Source organism: Candidatus Pelagibacter sp. PS_34 (assembly GCF_059417845.1).
Genome location: NZ_CM182068.1, coordinates 122,501 through 139,145 on the forward strand (window position 1 = coordinate 122,501; position 16,645 = coordinate 139,145).

Consider the following 16,645-nt stretch of genomic DNA (forward strand, 5'->3'; position numbering starts at 1 on the left):
TAACCAAGCCACAAAAATTTTTTTATTACGGAATTAAAAGTAAGAAATTTATCAATCTTAAGACAAAAATTTCAAGGTTAGCAAGTAAAGTTTTTGGACCTGATGGACCTCAACGAATACAAATAAAAAAAGTTGGAACCATATATATTCCCTTTTTTTCATATGGCAACATCACATCCACAAATATGTGGGATTTGGAAGATATGATTTTATTTGGCTACTATCTAAAAAAGTCTAATTATTACAATGCTGCATATGATTTAGGAGCAAATATAGGTTTTCATTCAATTTTCTTTTTAAAACTAGGTTACAAAAAAATTACTTGTTTTGAACCAGAAGTAGATCACTTAAAACAAATAAAAAAAAATTTTAGACTTAATAATTCTCAAGCTGTAAAAATATGTCCAAAAGCAGTTTTTAACAAATCAAAAAAAGTTCAATTTAACAAAATACATGGCAATACTACAAGTTCACATATTTTAAATGCAAAAAAAAATCCTTACGGAATAATTACAAAATATTATGTTCAGGCAATTGACTTTAAATATATTTTGCCCAAAAAAGGAAAGTCTATATTTAAAATTGACATAGAAAATGTTGAGGGTGTGGTAATTAAAAGAACAGTAGCTAATGATTGGAAGTTTTTTGATGCATTTGTTGAAATTGGAGGCCAAGAAAATGCAAAAAAAATTTTTGAACATTGTAAAAAAATAAAAATAAATATTTTTGCTCATAAAATTAAATGGAAAAAAGTAAAAAAATTTACTGAAATGCCAAAATCTTATCATGACGGTTTAGTTTTTTTGAGTAAAAGTAATGATTTTAATCTTAATTAGTAAATAAATTTTATTTTACTTAAGCCCAATTGTAAATTTTACTCTGTGAGATTAAAAAGAACTTGTAAAATTTGATTAGGAAAAACCTTAATCTTACTGCACATTTTTTATATTTTTTATATTTTTTTTATTATTATTGCTATATATTTATCTTATGAACCTAGAAATTAATAAAAAAAATGCACTAATTACAGGAGGTGCAAACGGCATAGGAAAATCTATAAGTGAACATTTGGCAAATGAAGGTGTAAACATTTATTTTACTTCCAGGAGCACACAAACCATTATTAAGATGGAAAAAAATCTGAAAAAATACAAGGTTAAATCTAAAGGTATTAAAGTAGATTTTTTAAATAAAAAATCGTTAACAAATTTTTTGAATAAAATAAAAAAATTAAATATCAGCATTCTAGTAAATAATGCAGGACATACTATGGATCTTACAGATCCTTATTGCAAAATAAGTGACTGGCATAAATTAATGAGGGTAAATTTTGACACACCAGTTCAGATAATTAATGCATTAGTTCCTCAAATGAAAAAAAAAATTGGGGAAGAATAGTTAATATCACCTCATGTGCGGGACTTGAGAATAGTGGACCAGTAACATACACTGTTTCTAAGGCAGCACTAACCGCTTACACCAGAACTATGGGAAGAATACTAGCTACAGAGTCAAAAAATATTGTTATGACAGCTGTATTTCCTGGCGTTGTTGCTACTGAGGGAGGACATTGGGAAAAAATTCTAAAGACCAATCCTGGTCATGCTAAAAAATATTTAGAAGAAAGGTGTCCGCTTGGAAGATTTGGTAAGGTTGATGAGATAAGTCCAGTGGTAACATTTTATTGTTCTCAGCTTGCTTCTTTTAGTCATGGAGCCATTGTCCCAGTAGATGCCGGTCAATCTAGACATTTTATGACACATAATTATTTAACATAATTATTTAGTACAATGAAACTAACAGACGTTCTTGCATTAATCTTAAAAAAAAATAATATAAAGAGTGTTTTTGGCTTGCAGGGTGGAGCAGTAGTTCATATTTTTGATTCCTTAGAAAAATATAAATTAAATGTTACATATACACCTCATGAGCAAACAGCATCTTTAGCAGCAGTAGCTAACGCCAAAGCAAATGAAAATATTGGTTGTGTTGTGGTTACCACTGGTCCAGCTTGTACAAATGCAATGACAGGACTATTGTCAGCATGGCAGGATTCAGTCCCTTGTATTTTTATAAGTGGGCAATCTAGAAGCAATCATACATCTTACAATAAAAAAGTAAGACAGACTGGAACACAAGAAGTAAATATATGTGATATTGTTAGACCAATTACAAAATATGCAAGCTTTGTAAAAAATAAAGATAATTTTCAAGAAGAGTTAAGAAAAGCTTTGTCCATAGCTATTAGTGGTAGACCAGGACCAGTATGGCTAGATATTCCATTGGACATTCAATGGTCAGAAATAAAGTATACAAAAAAAACTAAAGTTTCTAAAATTTTACAAAATAATCTTGCTGTTAATTATAAAATTAACAATTTTTTAAAATTGTGCAAAAATTCAAAGAAACCATTAATTCTAATGGGGTATGGATGTAGATTATCAGATCCTAAAATCGGCAATATAAAACATTTTATATCTAAAAATAAAATACCATTTGTTTGTACCTGGAACACAAAAGATTTTTTTCCATCAAATCACAAGTTAAATTTAGGCACTATAGGGATGAGTGGACAACGAGGAGCTAATAAAGCAATGTTTGAAGCTGACCTAATAGTTTGTCTTGGCACTCATCTTTCAATCCCACACACAACAACATTATATGAGAATTATGCTCCAAGATCAAAAAAGATAATAGTTAATATAGATAAAAATCAATTAGAAAATTTGAATGTTAAATTTGATTTAAAAATTTGCGCAGATATTAAACAATTTCTTTTTAAAATTAAAAATAAAAGATTATTTAATAATTTGAGCTGGCAAAACCTGGAGTATTTAAAGAAAATAAATTGGGCTAACCCAAAAAAAAATAAAAAAATTAATTCTGACTTTTTTATTAATAAGTTGAGTAATGTTTTGCCATCAAATTCTTGTATTGTTGTGGATGGTGGAGGAACAGCTTTATATAGCGGATTTCAAAGTACAATTGTAAAAGCAAATCAAAGAATTATTTGCTCTTCAGCTATTTCTTCAATGGGAACTGGTCTTGCTGAGTCTATTGGCTGTTATAAGAGTGGTAAATTTAAAAAGATAGTATGCATAATTGGTGATGGAAGCTTTTTAATGAACATTCAGGACCTTCAGACTATTCAGCAATATAAAATGAATATATCTATAATTTTAGTTAATAATAATGGTTATCTTGCTATAAGACACACACAAAAAGAATTCCTTAAAGGCAGGTACTATGGAACTGATCCTAAGGGTAATTTAATTATGCCAAATTTTCAGTCAGTTTCCAAAGCTTTTGGTTTAAGTTACCTAAAAGTCGAAAAATACAATCAAATTGATCAAACGATAAATCGAATAATGAAATACAAATCCCCAATAGTATGTGAAATTATAACAAGCAAAACCCAACCCTCACTTTTTAAACAAGGGTATAAAAAACTTGATAATGGACAATTTGCACCTCAACCCTTAAATGAAATGCATCCTTTTTTTCCAAAATCAGTATCCAATACAAACAATTAATAAAGATTAAATTATTATTGAAATGAAAAAAAACCTGATGTTATTTTAGAAACGTACAATAAAAAATGAAATCTTTTTTTCTATATTTTTTTGGAGTTGTGACTATTTTAATTTTAGATATATCAAAATATTTTGTAAGGATTAAATTTTGCCATATATATTCAAGTAGGATAGGCCATCTTACGATAAATTTTGATAGTGCAATATTATCAGTTCCAGAAAATACCTTTTTACTGTGCTCTTATGAAAAAAAAGTTTCAAATAAATTTGTGTTAAATATATTTAAAAACCAAAAAAATGTTTTCTTCAGTAAATTTTTCAAATATTTTTATAATTCTATATTAACTGTAAATCCAAATTCAAATTATATCATCAGTTGGAAAGAGTATGGACCATTATTTTCTTATAAGTTGAAATTTAAAAGTAGAATTAAACTTCCTTCTTATTCAGACATTGAATTAGAAAAAATTCTTTCAAAATATAACATTAAAAAAAACTTTGTCTGCCTTCATGCTAGAAATAATTTATACATGCAAAAACATGGATTAGATGACAAAAATTTCCATGATTTTAGAAATTTTGATTTTAATGATTATTCTTTAGTAATTCAATATTTAAAAAATAATAGCAATTCAGTGATTAAACTTGGAGAAACTTTTCGTGAGGAAAATTTCAAAATCTCTGAAAATTCTTTTTTTTCATCAAAAAATTTTAATTCAAATGAAGAAATTGATTATTTGTTAAATGCATATTCGCGTTACAATATAATAGGCAACTCGGGAATAGTTGGTATTTCTTATATTTTAAGAAAAAAAATAATTTATGCGAACCTAATACCGTTAAAATTATCAAATTTGAGCTATTGCAGCCCAGGTTCGATAATTTTACCAAAAAAAATTTTTGACAACCAAAAAGGCAGATTTTTAACATTTGAAGAAAATATAAAAATCAACTTTAGTATACATTCAGAGAGTGATCCATATTTAAAAAATAATTTAAGTGTTATTAATAACTCTCCACAAGAAATATTAGATGCAGTGATTGAGATGGAGGAAAGATTGGAAGGAAATAATAACAATAATGACTCTGCAAAATTAAATGATCAATTCTGGAAAAGTATTACAAACAACAATCAAGAAAAAATTAATTTTTTGAAAAATGAGCTTAAATTATCAGTTTCGAATAAATTTTTAAAAGATAATCAGAATTTATTATGATTATTAATATATGTTTAATTTAATTAAAATAATATTACCAAATGCTGAACATTCCTAAAAAAAAACATTTAGATTTAATATTTTATTCTTTTTTAACTTATTTGGCTCTAGGGGTAATTTATCCAGAACGTTTTATATTTGCTGATATTAGATTTACGTCTTCACATACAATCGGAAATTTTTATCAGGCAGCTTTATTTCATGCAAAATATATCAAAAATTTAGAGTTTACGTTTTGGAATTTTTTTGATCACTCAAATACTGCGTTTTATCATTTAGCCCAAGGTTTTTATAATTTACCTGCTTTGATGGAGGGATTAATTTATAATTTTTTATCTTTCTTTAAATCAGATAACTTTTTTAGAGTTTTTCATTCACACTTTATTCAATTTCTTTTCATTTTAGTTAGAACATTTGGAATAATTTTAATTTTAGATATTTATAAAGTGCAAAAATATTTGTACTTGCCCCTGATATTATTTATTAATATTTTGATTTCATCAATTGTATCTCTCGGATACGAATTGGGATGGATTTTATCACTTACCCCAATTTTAATTTATTATTTAATTAAATTTTTAAGAAGTAATAATATTATTCCTTTAGTTTTTTTTTTAATTTTCTATATTTTTATATTTTCACAAATTCCACTTATTTCTTTAAGTTATTTTTTTTCTCCATTTCATTTTATAATTACAATGTATTTTGTAGTTATGCTGTACAATTATTTCTTCAAAAAAAACTATTTTCAATCACATTATAAGAATTTTCTAACTATTAATTTGAATTTTAGTTATCATTATTTTTTATTATTACTATCTTTATTAGTTATAATAATTTTCAATATATCATTTTTTTTTATTGTGAATGAAACTGCTGCCTTAACAGGATCAATAGGGTATGATGGTAATCGTGTGTCGCGATTTGACAATATACTCAATCCAATAAACTTCTTTAAAACCTTTATTCCCAATACTAGATGTGTTTATGGCTTTAATGAAGGCTTGCTGACATTATTGGAGTGCTCAATTTATAATGTGTTATCCTATTTTTTAAATTTTAAAGATAACATTTGGTATGGAGCACCGGCATTTATAGGAATTACGGTTGTTCTTGTATCTTTATTTGGTTTAATTTTTTCTAAACATAAAGAAAAATGGTATTTTTTTTCAGCAATAATTTTTGTAATTGCGATGCAAGGACCAAGAGATATTTTGTTTTTTGATATAAATTTTTATGCAAATTTATTTACAGCTTTTTTAAATCCTTTTTCATTTTTAATACAAAATACACATATGATGACACTAGTATTACCATTTGTATTAATTCCATTATTTGTAATGGGGGTAATTGCAATTAGTGATAAAATAGAAATTAATAAATTTTTGTTAAGAAAAATTTTATATTTTTTAGCAACCATGATCATGTTGGGGTATTTAATAATCAAAGACATCAATTATGAAGTTGCAATTGTTTATAGTGCTATTTTGTTTTTTTTATTTTTGATTTTTTATCTAAATCAAAATCTAAATTTTCATAATAAAAAAATAAGTCTTATTTTGATTTTGTCTTGCTTCTTATTAGATGGGTATGCTTTAAAATCATATTATAAAGATATGCGCTCAGGAGAAATTCTTTCTGAGGGTCATTACTCGGGAGCTAAATTATTTAAAGTTTATATTTCTAACAAAACATATCCTGAAATACATGACACTGACAACCCAAATCCACATAATTCAAGTTTATCGCTAGAGTTATTTAAAGAAAGACCTGTCTTTAGATTAAATAAAGAAAAAAATGATTATGAAGATTTAATATTTAACAAGTCTTATTTCCCAAAACAACTTTACATAGGTGAATTATATAAAACAAATTTTATATTTCAAAATTTACAAGATGAACCAGATGTCTATGAAATTAGACATAAAGCGTATGCAACTTTAAATGAAGTAAAAGACATGGAGTACTTTAAAGATGATTTATTTTTAGTTAGTTTTTTTAACAACTTTACCACCTCCCAAGATACAAAATTAAAAGATTTTTTTAATGATCAAAATTTATTTAGAAATAATATTTACCTTTCTGATTATAATGAAACTGAAGGTGATGAATATAAAATTTCTAATAAAAAACATTTTGAAAATAAAATAATAAATATAAAAAATAAAGATTTAATTTTAGTTAAAAAAAATAATAAACAAAAATTGTATAAGTTTAAGAAACCAAAAGAATTTCCTAATTATATTAATGGAACTATTTTTTCCAATTTAAATTTAGTTAAATTAGAGGTTAATGAAAAAGAGTTTAACCTCACTCAAAATGATTTGCATATAAATAATACTTTTATTTTAGATAGTATAGAAAATGGATTTATACACTTTATGACAGAGCAAGAATTTGATCCTAAAAAAATAAATTTAATTTTTAAAAAATATACTTTAATGAATAATTTAAATCGTGAGGCAGATAATTTTATTTTTGATTTAAATATAAAAGAAAATGGATGGTTATTAATTAAATTTCCATATGATAAAAACTGGGAAGTTTTTGTAGATGGTAAAAAAACAGAAACTGTTAAAGCCAATGGGTATTGGTTAGGTGTCAAAGTAGCACAAAATAGTAAAATGCTGGAAGTTAGTTATAACTTAGGTAAATATGGAATTAACCAGTATGCTTTATTTATGTATTATTTTTCAATGATATTTTTACTAATATTTCTATACAAATTTAACTTTCTTATAAAAATATGATTAATATGAACGTTAAGGTTTCAAAATTCCAAGTGATCCACTAGTCTCCAAGGCTATTAAAAATACGTTTTCTTCTTCAAAATAAATTAAATCCCTCATTCTTTCACCAATAAAAATATTCTCTATATAGAAAACTTTTTCATAGCTGTTATCAAATTTCATTCTAAATAAATGATTGCCGTTTAATGATGCAACTAAAAAATTATCCTCCCATTTATTTGAAAATTTTTTATTTACTTTAGCTATTTGTGAAATTCCAACAGACGGTATGAAAGAGTATATTGGCTCTTTGTAGCCGTATTCGGAGTGTGAGCTAGGATAATCTTCTCTACCATTATATTTTTGACCATACGAAACTTCGGGCCAACCATAATTTTCATTAATAACTATTTTGTTTACTTCATCGCCACCACGAGGACCATTCTCAGTTGATAGAATGACATTTTCGTCACTATATAACCCTAAAATATTTCTATGCCCCTTTGAAAATATCTTATGTTCCTTTGTTTTTAAGTCTATTTCTAAAATTTTGCCATAAATAGAGTTGTTGTTTTGGGGTTTATCATCCATTTCATTTTTTTTAATCAGAACATCTGCAGCTGTTGCCAAGAGTAGGGAGTTTTTACCACTTAATTTTACAACTCTGCCAGATTGAATCATAGCTACACATTCATTAGAGTCAAAAATGCTTACAAAATCTAAATTATTTAGGTCAGAAATTTTTGCTTGATATAAAGTAAGGTAAGCACACTCATCTTTAACATAAACAGCAGATACGTACATATAGCCATCACTTACCAGCAAGTCTAAAGCAGTAATTATATCTAGATTTGAATTAATAATTTTTAACTCTTTTTTTTGAAGTATCTCAGAGTAATCATTATAAAATAATTTACCAGAACTTGTTAAAAAAATAATATTTTTTAAGTGATTATCAATATAAAAAACTTGTCTAACTTTTAGCTTTAAATGATCTGCATACCCGGAAACTTGTTCATCTGTAAAATAATCTATTAAACCAATTTTTTTAAAATTTAGATCAAGATATTGTGTTTCTGGTAAAAATTTTATGTTATAATCATTATTTAATTTTTTGCTTGATCTATCCATATCTCCAATTACTTGTAGAATTGAAAAATATTTGGGATCTATTTTTCTTTTTAAAAATTCTTTAACATAGAGAAAATTTATCTTACTACTAAAATTGATGGATATAATTACCATTATAAATGCTAAAACTAGCCAAACAATTTTATTTTTATTTTTTTTTATCACGATTATTTTTATCTTATCATTGTTAGTATTAAATTAATAATTTTTTTAGTTAAATGACATAAGTTTTACTTAGAGTAGAGATCTAATTAAGTCAATTTTTTAACAAAAAGTATTTATTTATATTGGTGTTGTTTGGTTTAGAAAAGGTTATATTTGCATATAGGCTTAGGTAAGGTGTAAAAAACGAAGGATAACTAAACTTAATTTCACACTCATGATAAAAGTATTTGATTAAAAAAAGTATTTCATCATAATTATTTACATGTTCATATTTTTGAATTTCTTTAAAATTTAAACCTGTACGAATTTTAAAAGGTATACCGCTTACAATGTCCCAAACTAAGTGCCAAAGAGGATAACCCTCACAAGGAATAGAGTGTGATTGATAGCCATTACTTTTTAGTAAACCACTACTTTGTGCCAAGTATTTAGGTAGATCAGTAATATGCTCTAACACAGCACAAGAGATTATTCGATCAAGACTTTTTTTTTTAACTTGGTTGAGGTTTTTATAAATTTTTACAGAGTTTTTATATTTATTATTTTTTAATAAAAATTTTTGTGGCTCAATAACTGTATAGTTAAGTAAATTATTTGGGCTTTCATATTTTAAATGATTCAAATTGCCTGCACCAATTTCTAGTGTAGAGCATTTTTTTTTAGACTTTCTTCCTTTAATTGAAAAATGCAACCAACTCTCACTAAGCTGAGACAGAAAGTTAGTTCTATTTTTGGTATATTCATTATTAAAAATTTTTTTAATTTTTTTTGAAAGTGGCGCTCTTTTTTTTGGGTATTTTTTTAATAAAGTTTTAATTTTCATATTGATCTAAAATTGATTATTATGTTTTTAAAGTCTATAAAAAAATTTTTTAAATTTTATCTTTACTTATTAAACTTCTTGAATACACATTTATTTAAAATAATATATATATCTAATTAAACTGAAATACACTTATTGTATGTGGATAGTCCCTAAAAAAAAACATTTAGATTTAATATTTTATTCTTTTTTAACTTATTTGGCTCTAGGGGTAATTTATCCAGAACGTTTTATATTTGCAGAAATTAAGTTTACATCAAATCATACACTGGCAAATTTTTATCAGGCAGCTTTATTTCATGCAAAATATATCAAAAACTTAAATTTTACATTTTGGAATTTTTTTGATCACTCAAATACTGCGTTTTATCATTTAGCCCAAGGTTTTTATAATTTACAAGGTTTAATCGAAGGCTTAATTTATATCTTTTTATCATTTTTCAAATCAGATAATTTTTTTAGAGTTTTTCATTCATACTTTGTTCAATTTCTTTTCATTTTAGTTAGAACTTTTGGAATAATCTTAATTTTAGATATTTATAAAGTACAAAAATATTTGTACTTGCCCCTGATATTATTTATTAATATTTTGATTTCATCTTTATTACCTATTGGATATGAGCTAGCGTGGATTTTATCACTTACCCCAATTTTAATTTATTATTTAATTAAATTTTTAAGAAGTAATAATATTATTCCTTTAGTTTTTTTTTTAATTTTCTATATTTTTATATTTTCACAAATTCCACTTATTTCTTTAAGTTATTTTTTTCCTCCCTTTCATTTTATAATTACAATGTATTTTGTAGTTATGCTGTACAATTATTTCTTCAAAAAAAACTATTTTCAATCACATTATAAGAATTTTCTAACTATTAATTTGAATTTTAGTTATCATTATTTTTTATTATTACTATCTTTATTAGTTATAATAATTTTCAATATATCATTTTTTTTTATTGTGAATGAAACGTCAGTCCTGACAGGAACAATAGGGTATGATGGTAATCTTACTGAAACAAGGCTTAACAATTTTTTAAATCCAGTAAAATTTTTTAAAAGTTATATTCCAGATACTAGATGTATTTTTGATGAGTACACAACAGTTACAACTTGTTCGATTTTTAATTTTTTATCTTATTTTTTAAATTTTAAAGATAACATTAATTATCAAGCTCCTGCATTTATAGGAATTACGGTTGTTCTTGTATCTTTATTTGGTTTAATTTTTTCTAAACATAAAGAAAAATGGTATTTTTTTTCAGCAATAATTTTTGTAATTGCGATGCAAGGACCAAGAGATATTTTGTTTTTTGATATAAATTTTTATGCAAATTTATTTACAGCTTTTTTAAATCCTTTTTCATTTTTAATACAAAATACACATATGATGACACTAGTATTACCATTTGTATTAATTCCATTATTTGTAATGGGGGTAATTGCAATTAGTGATAAAATAGAAATTAATAAATTTTTGTTAAGAAAAATTTTATATTTTTTAGCAACCATGATCATGTTGGGGTATTTAATAATCAAAGACATCAATTATGAAGTTGCAATTGTTTATAGTGCTATTTTGTTTTTTTTATTTTTGATTTTTTATCTAAATCAAAATCTAAATTTTCATAATAAAAAAATAAGTCTTATTTTGATTTTGTCTTGCTTCTTATTAGATGGGTATGCTTTAAAATCATATTATAAAGCTATGCGCTACTCAACTTTAGAATATTTACCAGTTTATCAAGCCAATCCTTCTTATCCGGGTAGTCATTTAATCGATAATCCAAATCCACTTAATTCAAGTTTATCGTTAGAGTTATTTAAAGAAAGACCAGTCTTTAGATTAAATAAAGAAAAAAATGAACCTGCAGATAGTAGATTTTATAATTATACATATTTTGCTAAAGCAACATACATAGGTGAGTTTTATAAAACAATTTTTATGTTTAGATTTTTAGAAAAACCCAATATTTATGAACTCAGACATAAAGCGTATGCAACTTTAAATGAAGTAAAAGACATGGAGTACTTTAAAGATGATTTATTTTTAGTTAGTTTTTTTAACAACTTTACCACCTCCCAAGATACAAAATTAAAAGATTTTTTTAATGATCAAAATTTATTTAGAAATAATATTTACCTTTCTGATTATAATGAAACTGAAGGTGATGAATATAAAATTTCTAATAAAAAACATTTTGAAAATAAAATAATAAATATAAAAAATAAAGATTTAATTTTAGTTAAAAAAAATAATAAACAAAAATTGTATAAGTTTAAGAAACCAAAAGAATTTCCTAATTATATTAATGGAACTATTTTTTCCAATTTAAATTTAGTTAAATTAGAGGTTAATGAAAAAGAGTTTAACCTCACTCAAAATGATTTGCATATAAATAATACTTTTATTTTAGATAGTATAGAAAATGGATTTATACACTTTATGACAGAGCAAGAATTTGATCCTAAAAAAATAAATTTAATTTTTAAAAAATATACTTTAATGAATAATTTAAATCGTGAGGCAGATAATTTTATTTTTGATTTAAATATAAAAGAAAATGGATGGTTATTAATTAAATTTCCATATGATAAAAACTGGGAAGTTTTTGTAGATGGTAAAAAAACAGAAACTGTTAAAGCCAATGGGTATTGGTTAGGTGTCAAAGTAGCACAAAATAGTAAAATGCTGGAAGTTAGTTATAACTTAGGTAAATATGGAATTAACCAGTATGCTTTATTTATGTATTATTTTTCAATGATATTTTTACTAATATTTCTATACAAATTTAACTTTCTTATAAAAAAATAATTATTTTAAAGAATATGCTTGATACTAAATTTAAAAAGATTATTTTTTTTGTAGCTTTTTTAGCGTCCATAATTTTATCAACTTATACATATATTAATCATGATAAAGAAAATTTAACCAAGTCAAATAATCAATATAATAATTTAATAAAAGGGGACTCAGCACATTACTTTGTAAAAGCCAGGTATTTTCAAAAAAATTTAGAGAATAATAATTTTTTTTTATTTTCAGGTGAATATCAAGCGTCTTTTTTGTATCCAATTTTGATTGGAGGGTTTTACCATTTATTTAACGAAAATGTTTTTAATACTGATGAAATCAAAGATGTTAATCCACCAAACCCAACACCAGTCAAATTGTACTTTCTAATTTTACAAAGTTTTTTTTATTTTTTTTCAGTTGCTTTTTTAATTAGTAAACTTGATAAATTAGATAAAAGTGTCAAAAATATTTTGATTTTATTTTTATTGTTTGAACCAACAATCTTCCAGTATCATTCATTATTTATGACAGAAAGTATTTATCTTTCTCTTTTAAATTTTTTTATAGGAATTATGTTGAGACCACCTATTTATTTATATAAGAATTTTTTTTTAGGTATTTTTTTAGGCATCATGTATATGCTTAAGACAACTTCTTTTTATCTTTTAATACCAATTTTTATTTATTATTTATTATTTTTTAAATTAAAAGCTTTGTCAAAATTTTTTTTTATTTCCCTAGGTTACTTGATTGTAATTTTTTTTATAGGATATTCGAATTATGAAAGATCTGGAATTTTTTATTTTACTCCAACTCAAGCGAATGATGCTATTCATTGGTATTTAGCTGATCCAATATATTCAAAAAGCAAAGGCATTCTAAGTGATGAAGCTTACGATATTAAAAAAGAAAATGAGGAAAAGTGGATAAATGAAAATAATATAGATTTAAACTTAGAAAAAGACAGAATAGAATTGTCAATATTTAAAAAGGAGTATACACTTAAGATTATTAAAGAAGCTCCAATAGTTACTATAAAATATGTGGTATGGAAAACTTTTCAGTTTCTTATAATTAATCCCTTACACTTATCAAGTTACTTAGATATGAACATGGTTGATAAGGATTATTGGAAAACTGATAATTCTAAAAAAAAATTATATTTAAGTCTATCATATTCATTATTGTTTTATATTATTGTTATAATAGGTTTTATAAAATCTTTAAAAAACTTAGATATTAGAATTAATTTTTTACTGTTGTTATTATCTTTCTATTTTACATTTCTTTTAGGTTGGACTGGAGGCTCAAGATATAACCTTCCTATTATAATTTTATTGTCTCTATATTTCTCTTTTGGCTTGAGGCAAGTAATACAAAAATTTTCATTAAAATAATTTTTTAAAAATTTGTTGTAAGTAATAAATTGAAAAAGGTAGAATTACTGCTATTGGCTTTAAATTACTTTTTTCATCTGCATAAATTGTCTTTGTCTTGACCTGATAAATTTTTGCATTATTTTCAATAAGATTGAATAATAAATCCTGTTCGAAAAAAAAATTTTTTTTTATAGTATTTAGGTTAATTTTTTTTATAATTTTTGAATCAAAACCAATTAATCCATTGGTAACATCTTTTATAAAATATTTATTTGAAATTATTTTAAAGATTAAAGTCATGAAAATATTTCCAATTAAACGAATTAAAGGCATCCCACTTTGATCTAAAATATTAAGACTCCTATATCCTTTACATATATCTATATTTTTCATTGTTTTGAAAATATTATAAAAATCTTTTATTGTTTTAACATCATGTTGATCATCACCATCGAGTTTTACGATGTATCTATATTTTTTTTTTAAAGCTACTTTAATTCCTGCTAAAGTTGCTCCTCCAACACCCAGGTTCTTTTTTAAAAAAATATAGGTGAATTTTCTTTTATCTTTAAATTTTTTTTTTGCTTTAAGGCCGCTCTTATTTGGGCAAGAATCATCAACTATTATTATATGGTTTATAAAATTTAAATTAACTTTTTTTAATACATGTAAAATATGATTTTCAACTTTATAACAGGGAATTACAATGCATAATTTATCATTTTTCATCAAAGTAATTCCGAATTATCTTAAAAATATTATGATTCAATATCTTCGTTTTTTTAATATACTTTTTATTTATATTGATGTTTTCATACAAAAGAAGCCCTAAAGAAACATGTGAACCTGTAGATTTTATAAACTTAAAGTTTATTAGATCATCTACTGTTAGATTAAGCAAAAATTTTCCTATTTGTTTTTTATTTTGATTTTTATCATATACTAATAACTTATTAATATTCCTTGAATTTATATAATCAATTGGTGCTTTAGATATTATTTGGATTCTATAAAAAATTGTTTTATCATCTATTTCATGTGTTTCAAAAAAATAAAGTTTTCCTAATTTAATTCCATTCAAAATACTAAGATTTTTATTTTTTTCCTGTTTATTGTTAAAGAAAATAAGCCCCCCATTAGTCATATTTTGATTTAATTTTTTAAATGTTAAACCAATATTTTTTAAAAATTTTTGGGGACTAAGTGGTCTTATAATGTATCGATCTTTAACTCTTTTTTGTGAAAAACCATTAAATATTAATTTTGCATCATAATAATTTTCTAAAGAAATTAATTCACAAAAAATTATATCCAAGAATTGAAAAAAGTTTTTTTGTTCTTTTGATTCATTCCAGTGATTGTGCTGGAAATGTGCGATAGAATTAAGAAATATAAGAGAAAAATCTGGTATAAATTTTTGAGTTTCTTTTTTTAACCCAATTATTGATATTAAATCTAGCAGTAAAAATAAAATATAATTATTAAATCCTTTTAAATATAAACCTTTAATTAGAAAAGGTAAAAATTTTATTAACCTTAATGCATAACCATTAATAAATAAACCAATAAAAAATAATAAACTGTATTTAGTAAGATAAAACTTACTAGGTTTAAGGTAATTTCTTGCATAGTAATTTGGTAATAAGGATAAGTAACCAAGTCTCCTTGGTTTAGTTTTTTGGTTAGAATTCCAAGGATCAGGAAAAAAAATTTTCAAATTTTTATTTTCTCTTAGTTTTGCATTCATAGGTCCCCATATCAAAACTTTTTTATTTTTTTTTGCAAGTATGTCCCAAATTTGATTTTGTTTTAAAAAAATATCTTCACCTAAATTATAAATCTTGTGATACTTAGACTCAATCCCAACATTAATTGAAACATTTTGGACCCAAGGGTCTAAATTTTTATTTTGAACTTTATCATTTGTATTTGTTAAATATTTTTTTTTCTTTAATATTTTTGATATATGCTTACATTTAAATTTCTTAGCACCCTTTATTAGATAATTATAATTGAATTCATTTAAGTAGATAGATAGTAATCTTTTTTTAGACATCAAAATTTTATTTTAATTATCATTTATAAAATCTACAGCAAATTTTAGTTAATATGTTAGTATCTGAAGATGCAATATATTGCTACAAAAGCGTCCTTTAATCTTATTTTTTTCCCTTCCTCAAATGATCTTCCATTATAATCTATAGGCACCTCAAATATCTTTATATTTTTAATTTTTGATATCTTTTTTGTTATCTCAATCTCAAATCCAAAAGATTTTTCTTTAATGTCGATAGTTCTAATTATATCAGTTTTGAATGCTTTATAGCCAACCTCCACATCTGAAAAGTTGATATTTGTTATTAAAGAAGTCATTAAAGTTATTATCCTGTTTGCAACTTTATTAAAAAAATAATGCAATCTTTGATACCCATTATTTGTAAATCTATTTCCGTAAACAACATCTGCTCCTAGTTCCGCAAATGGAAAAATTATTTTTGCATAATCTTTTGGGTTGTATTCAAGATCTGCGTCTTGGATAATGATAATATCACCTTTAACTTGCAAGATAGATTTTGAAATTGCATTACCTTTTCCAAGATTCCTAGATGAAGTAATTAGATCGTCATATAAATTAGAATTTTCCTTGAGTTTTTCAAGAGTCCCATCGTTTGAACAATCATCCGAAACTATTATCTGCATGTCTATTATTTTTTTTTGCTCATTTACTCTGTTTAATATTTCTAAAATATAGTTATTTTCATTATATACTGGGATTATTACAGAAACTTTTAATTTTTTTTTCATTTTTAAATTAATTTGATTTTATACATAAACTGAATATCAATTGTTTTATTTTAAAAATCAATTAAT

The 16,645-nt window shown here is 24.1% G+C and carries 11 protein-coding genes and 1 pseudogene (1 of these 12 only partly in view); 7 read left to right on the forward strand and 5 right to left on the reverse strand.

All coding sequences use genetic code 11. The annotated features are described in order from the left end of the window. The 5 genes and pseudogenes from AC5SL3_RS00630 to AC5SL3_RS00650 form a co-directional block, all read left to right on the forward strand. Nucleotides 1–836, forward strand: partial view of an FkbM family methyltransferase gene (locus AC5SL3_RS00630; RefSeq protein WP_494578217.1) — the 3' portion only. It extends 52 nt beyond the left edge of the window; 836 of the gene's 888 nt are visible here — the last part of the coding sequence; its start codon lies off the left edge, out of view; its stop codon occupies nucleotides 834–836. Between the two features lie 154 nt (nucleotides 837–990). Next, nucleotides 991–1,778, forward strand: a pseudogene (locus tag AC5SL3_RS00635) (SDR family NAD(P)-dependent oxidoreductase). Nucleotides 1,779–1,790: 12 nt separating this feature from the next. Further along, nucleotides 1,791–3,533: a thiamine pyrophosphate-binding protein gene (locus AC5SL3_RS00640; protein WP_494578219.1), complete on the forward strand. Its 1,743-nt coding sequence runs from the start codon at nucleotides 1,791–1,793 to the stop codon at nucleotides 3,531–3,533. Between the two features lie 65 nt (nucleotides 3,534–3,598). Beyond that, a complete protein-coding gene (locus AC5SL3_RS00645) occupies nucleotides 3,599–4,750 on the forward strand; it encodes a TIGR04372 family glycosyltransferase (RefSeq protein WP_494578221.1) in 1,152 nt (383 codons plus the stop codon). A 41-nt stretch (nucleotides 4,751–4,791) separates the two neighbouring features. Next, the gene (locus AC5SL3_RS00650; RefSeq protein ID WP_494578222.1) at nucleotides 4,792–7,500 is read left to right on the forward strand and encodes a hypothetical protein; all 2,709 of its coding nucleotides are present in this window, start codon (nucleotides 4,792–4,794) and stop codon (nucleotides 7,498–7,500) included. A gap of 12 nt (nucleotides 7,501–7,512) precedes the next feature. On the opposite strand, the gene AC5SL3_RS00655 is transcribed toward AC5SL3_RS00650, so the two are convergent. Together AC5SL3_RS00655 and AC5SL3_RS00660 are read right to left on the reverse strand one after the other, a co-directional pair. After that, on the reverse strand, nucleotides 7,513–8,775 hold the full coding sequence (locus AC5SL3_RS00655; protein ID WP_494578224.1) for a PQQ-dependent sugar dehydrogenase: 1,263 nt from the start codon (nucleotides 8,773–8,775) through the stop codon (nucleotides 7,513–7,515). A gap of 91 nt (nucleotides 8,776–8,866) precedes the next feature. Next, on the reverse strand, nucleotides 8,867–9,598 hold the full coding sequence (locus tag AC5SL3_RS00660) for a class I SAM-dependent methyltransferase (protein ID WP_494578226.1): 732 nt from the start codon (nucleotides 9,596–9,598) through the stop codon (nucleotides 8,867–8,869). 139 nt (nucleotides 9,599–9,737) lie between these two features. On the opposite strand from AC5SL3_RS00660, the gene AC5SL3_RS00665 reads away from it, so the two are divergent. Together AC5SL3_RS00665 and AC5SL3_RS00670 are read left to right on the forward strand one after the other, a co-directional pair. Further along, nucleotides 9,738–12,413: a hypothetical protein gene (locus tag AC5SL3_RS00665; protein WP_494578228.1), complete on the forward strand. Its 2,676-nt coding sequence runs from the start codon at nucleotides 9,738–9,740 to the stop codon at nucleotides 12,411–12,413. A 14-nt stretch (nucleotides 12,414–12,427) separates the two neighbouring features. Continuing rightward, nucleotides 12,428–13,792: a hypothetical protein gene (locus tag AC5SL3_RS00670; protein WP_494578229.1), complete on the forward strand. Its 1,365-nt coding sequence runs from the start codon at nucleotides 12,428–12,430 to the stop codon at nucleotides 13,790–13,792. Here the strand turns inward: AC5SL3_RS00670 and AC5SL3_RS00675 are convergent. From AC5SL3_RS00675 to AC5SL3_RS00685, 3 genes are read right to left on the reverse strand one after another with little or no spacing between them, the layout of a single operon-like run. After that, a complete protein-coding gene (locus AC5SL3_RS00675; RefSeq protein WP_494578231.1) occupies nucleotides 13,784–14,503 on the reverse strand; it encodes a glycosyltransferase family 2 protein in 720 nt (239 codons plus the stop codon). The two genes, AC5SL3_RS00670 and AC5SL3_RS00675, sit on opposite strands and share 9 nt — an antisense overlap. Beyond that, nucleotides 14,493–15,830 (reverse strand): hypothetical protein, encoded by a 1,338-nt coding sequence (locus AC5SL3_RS00680; protein WP_494578233.1) that lies wholly within the window; start codon nucleotides 15,828–15,830, stop codon nucleotides 14,493–14,495. Before AC5SL3_RS00680 ends, AC5SL3_RS00675 begins: the two co-directional genes overlap by 11 nt. A gap of 56 nt (nucleotides 15,831–15,886) precedes the next feature. Beyond that, a complete protein-coding gene (locus AC5SL3_RS00685; RefSeq protein WP_494578235.1) occupies nucleotides 15,887–16,579 on the reverse strand; it encodes a glycosyltransferase family 2 protein in 693 nt (230 codons plus the stop codon). Between the last annotated feature and the right edge of the window lie 66 nt (nucleotides 16,580–16,645).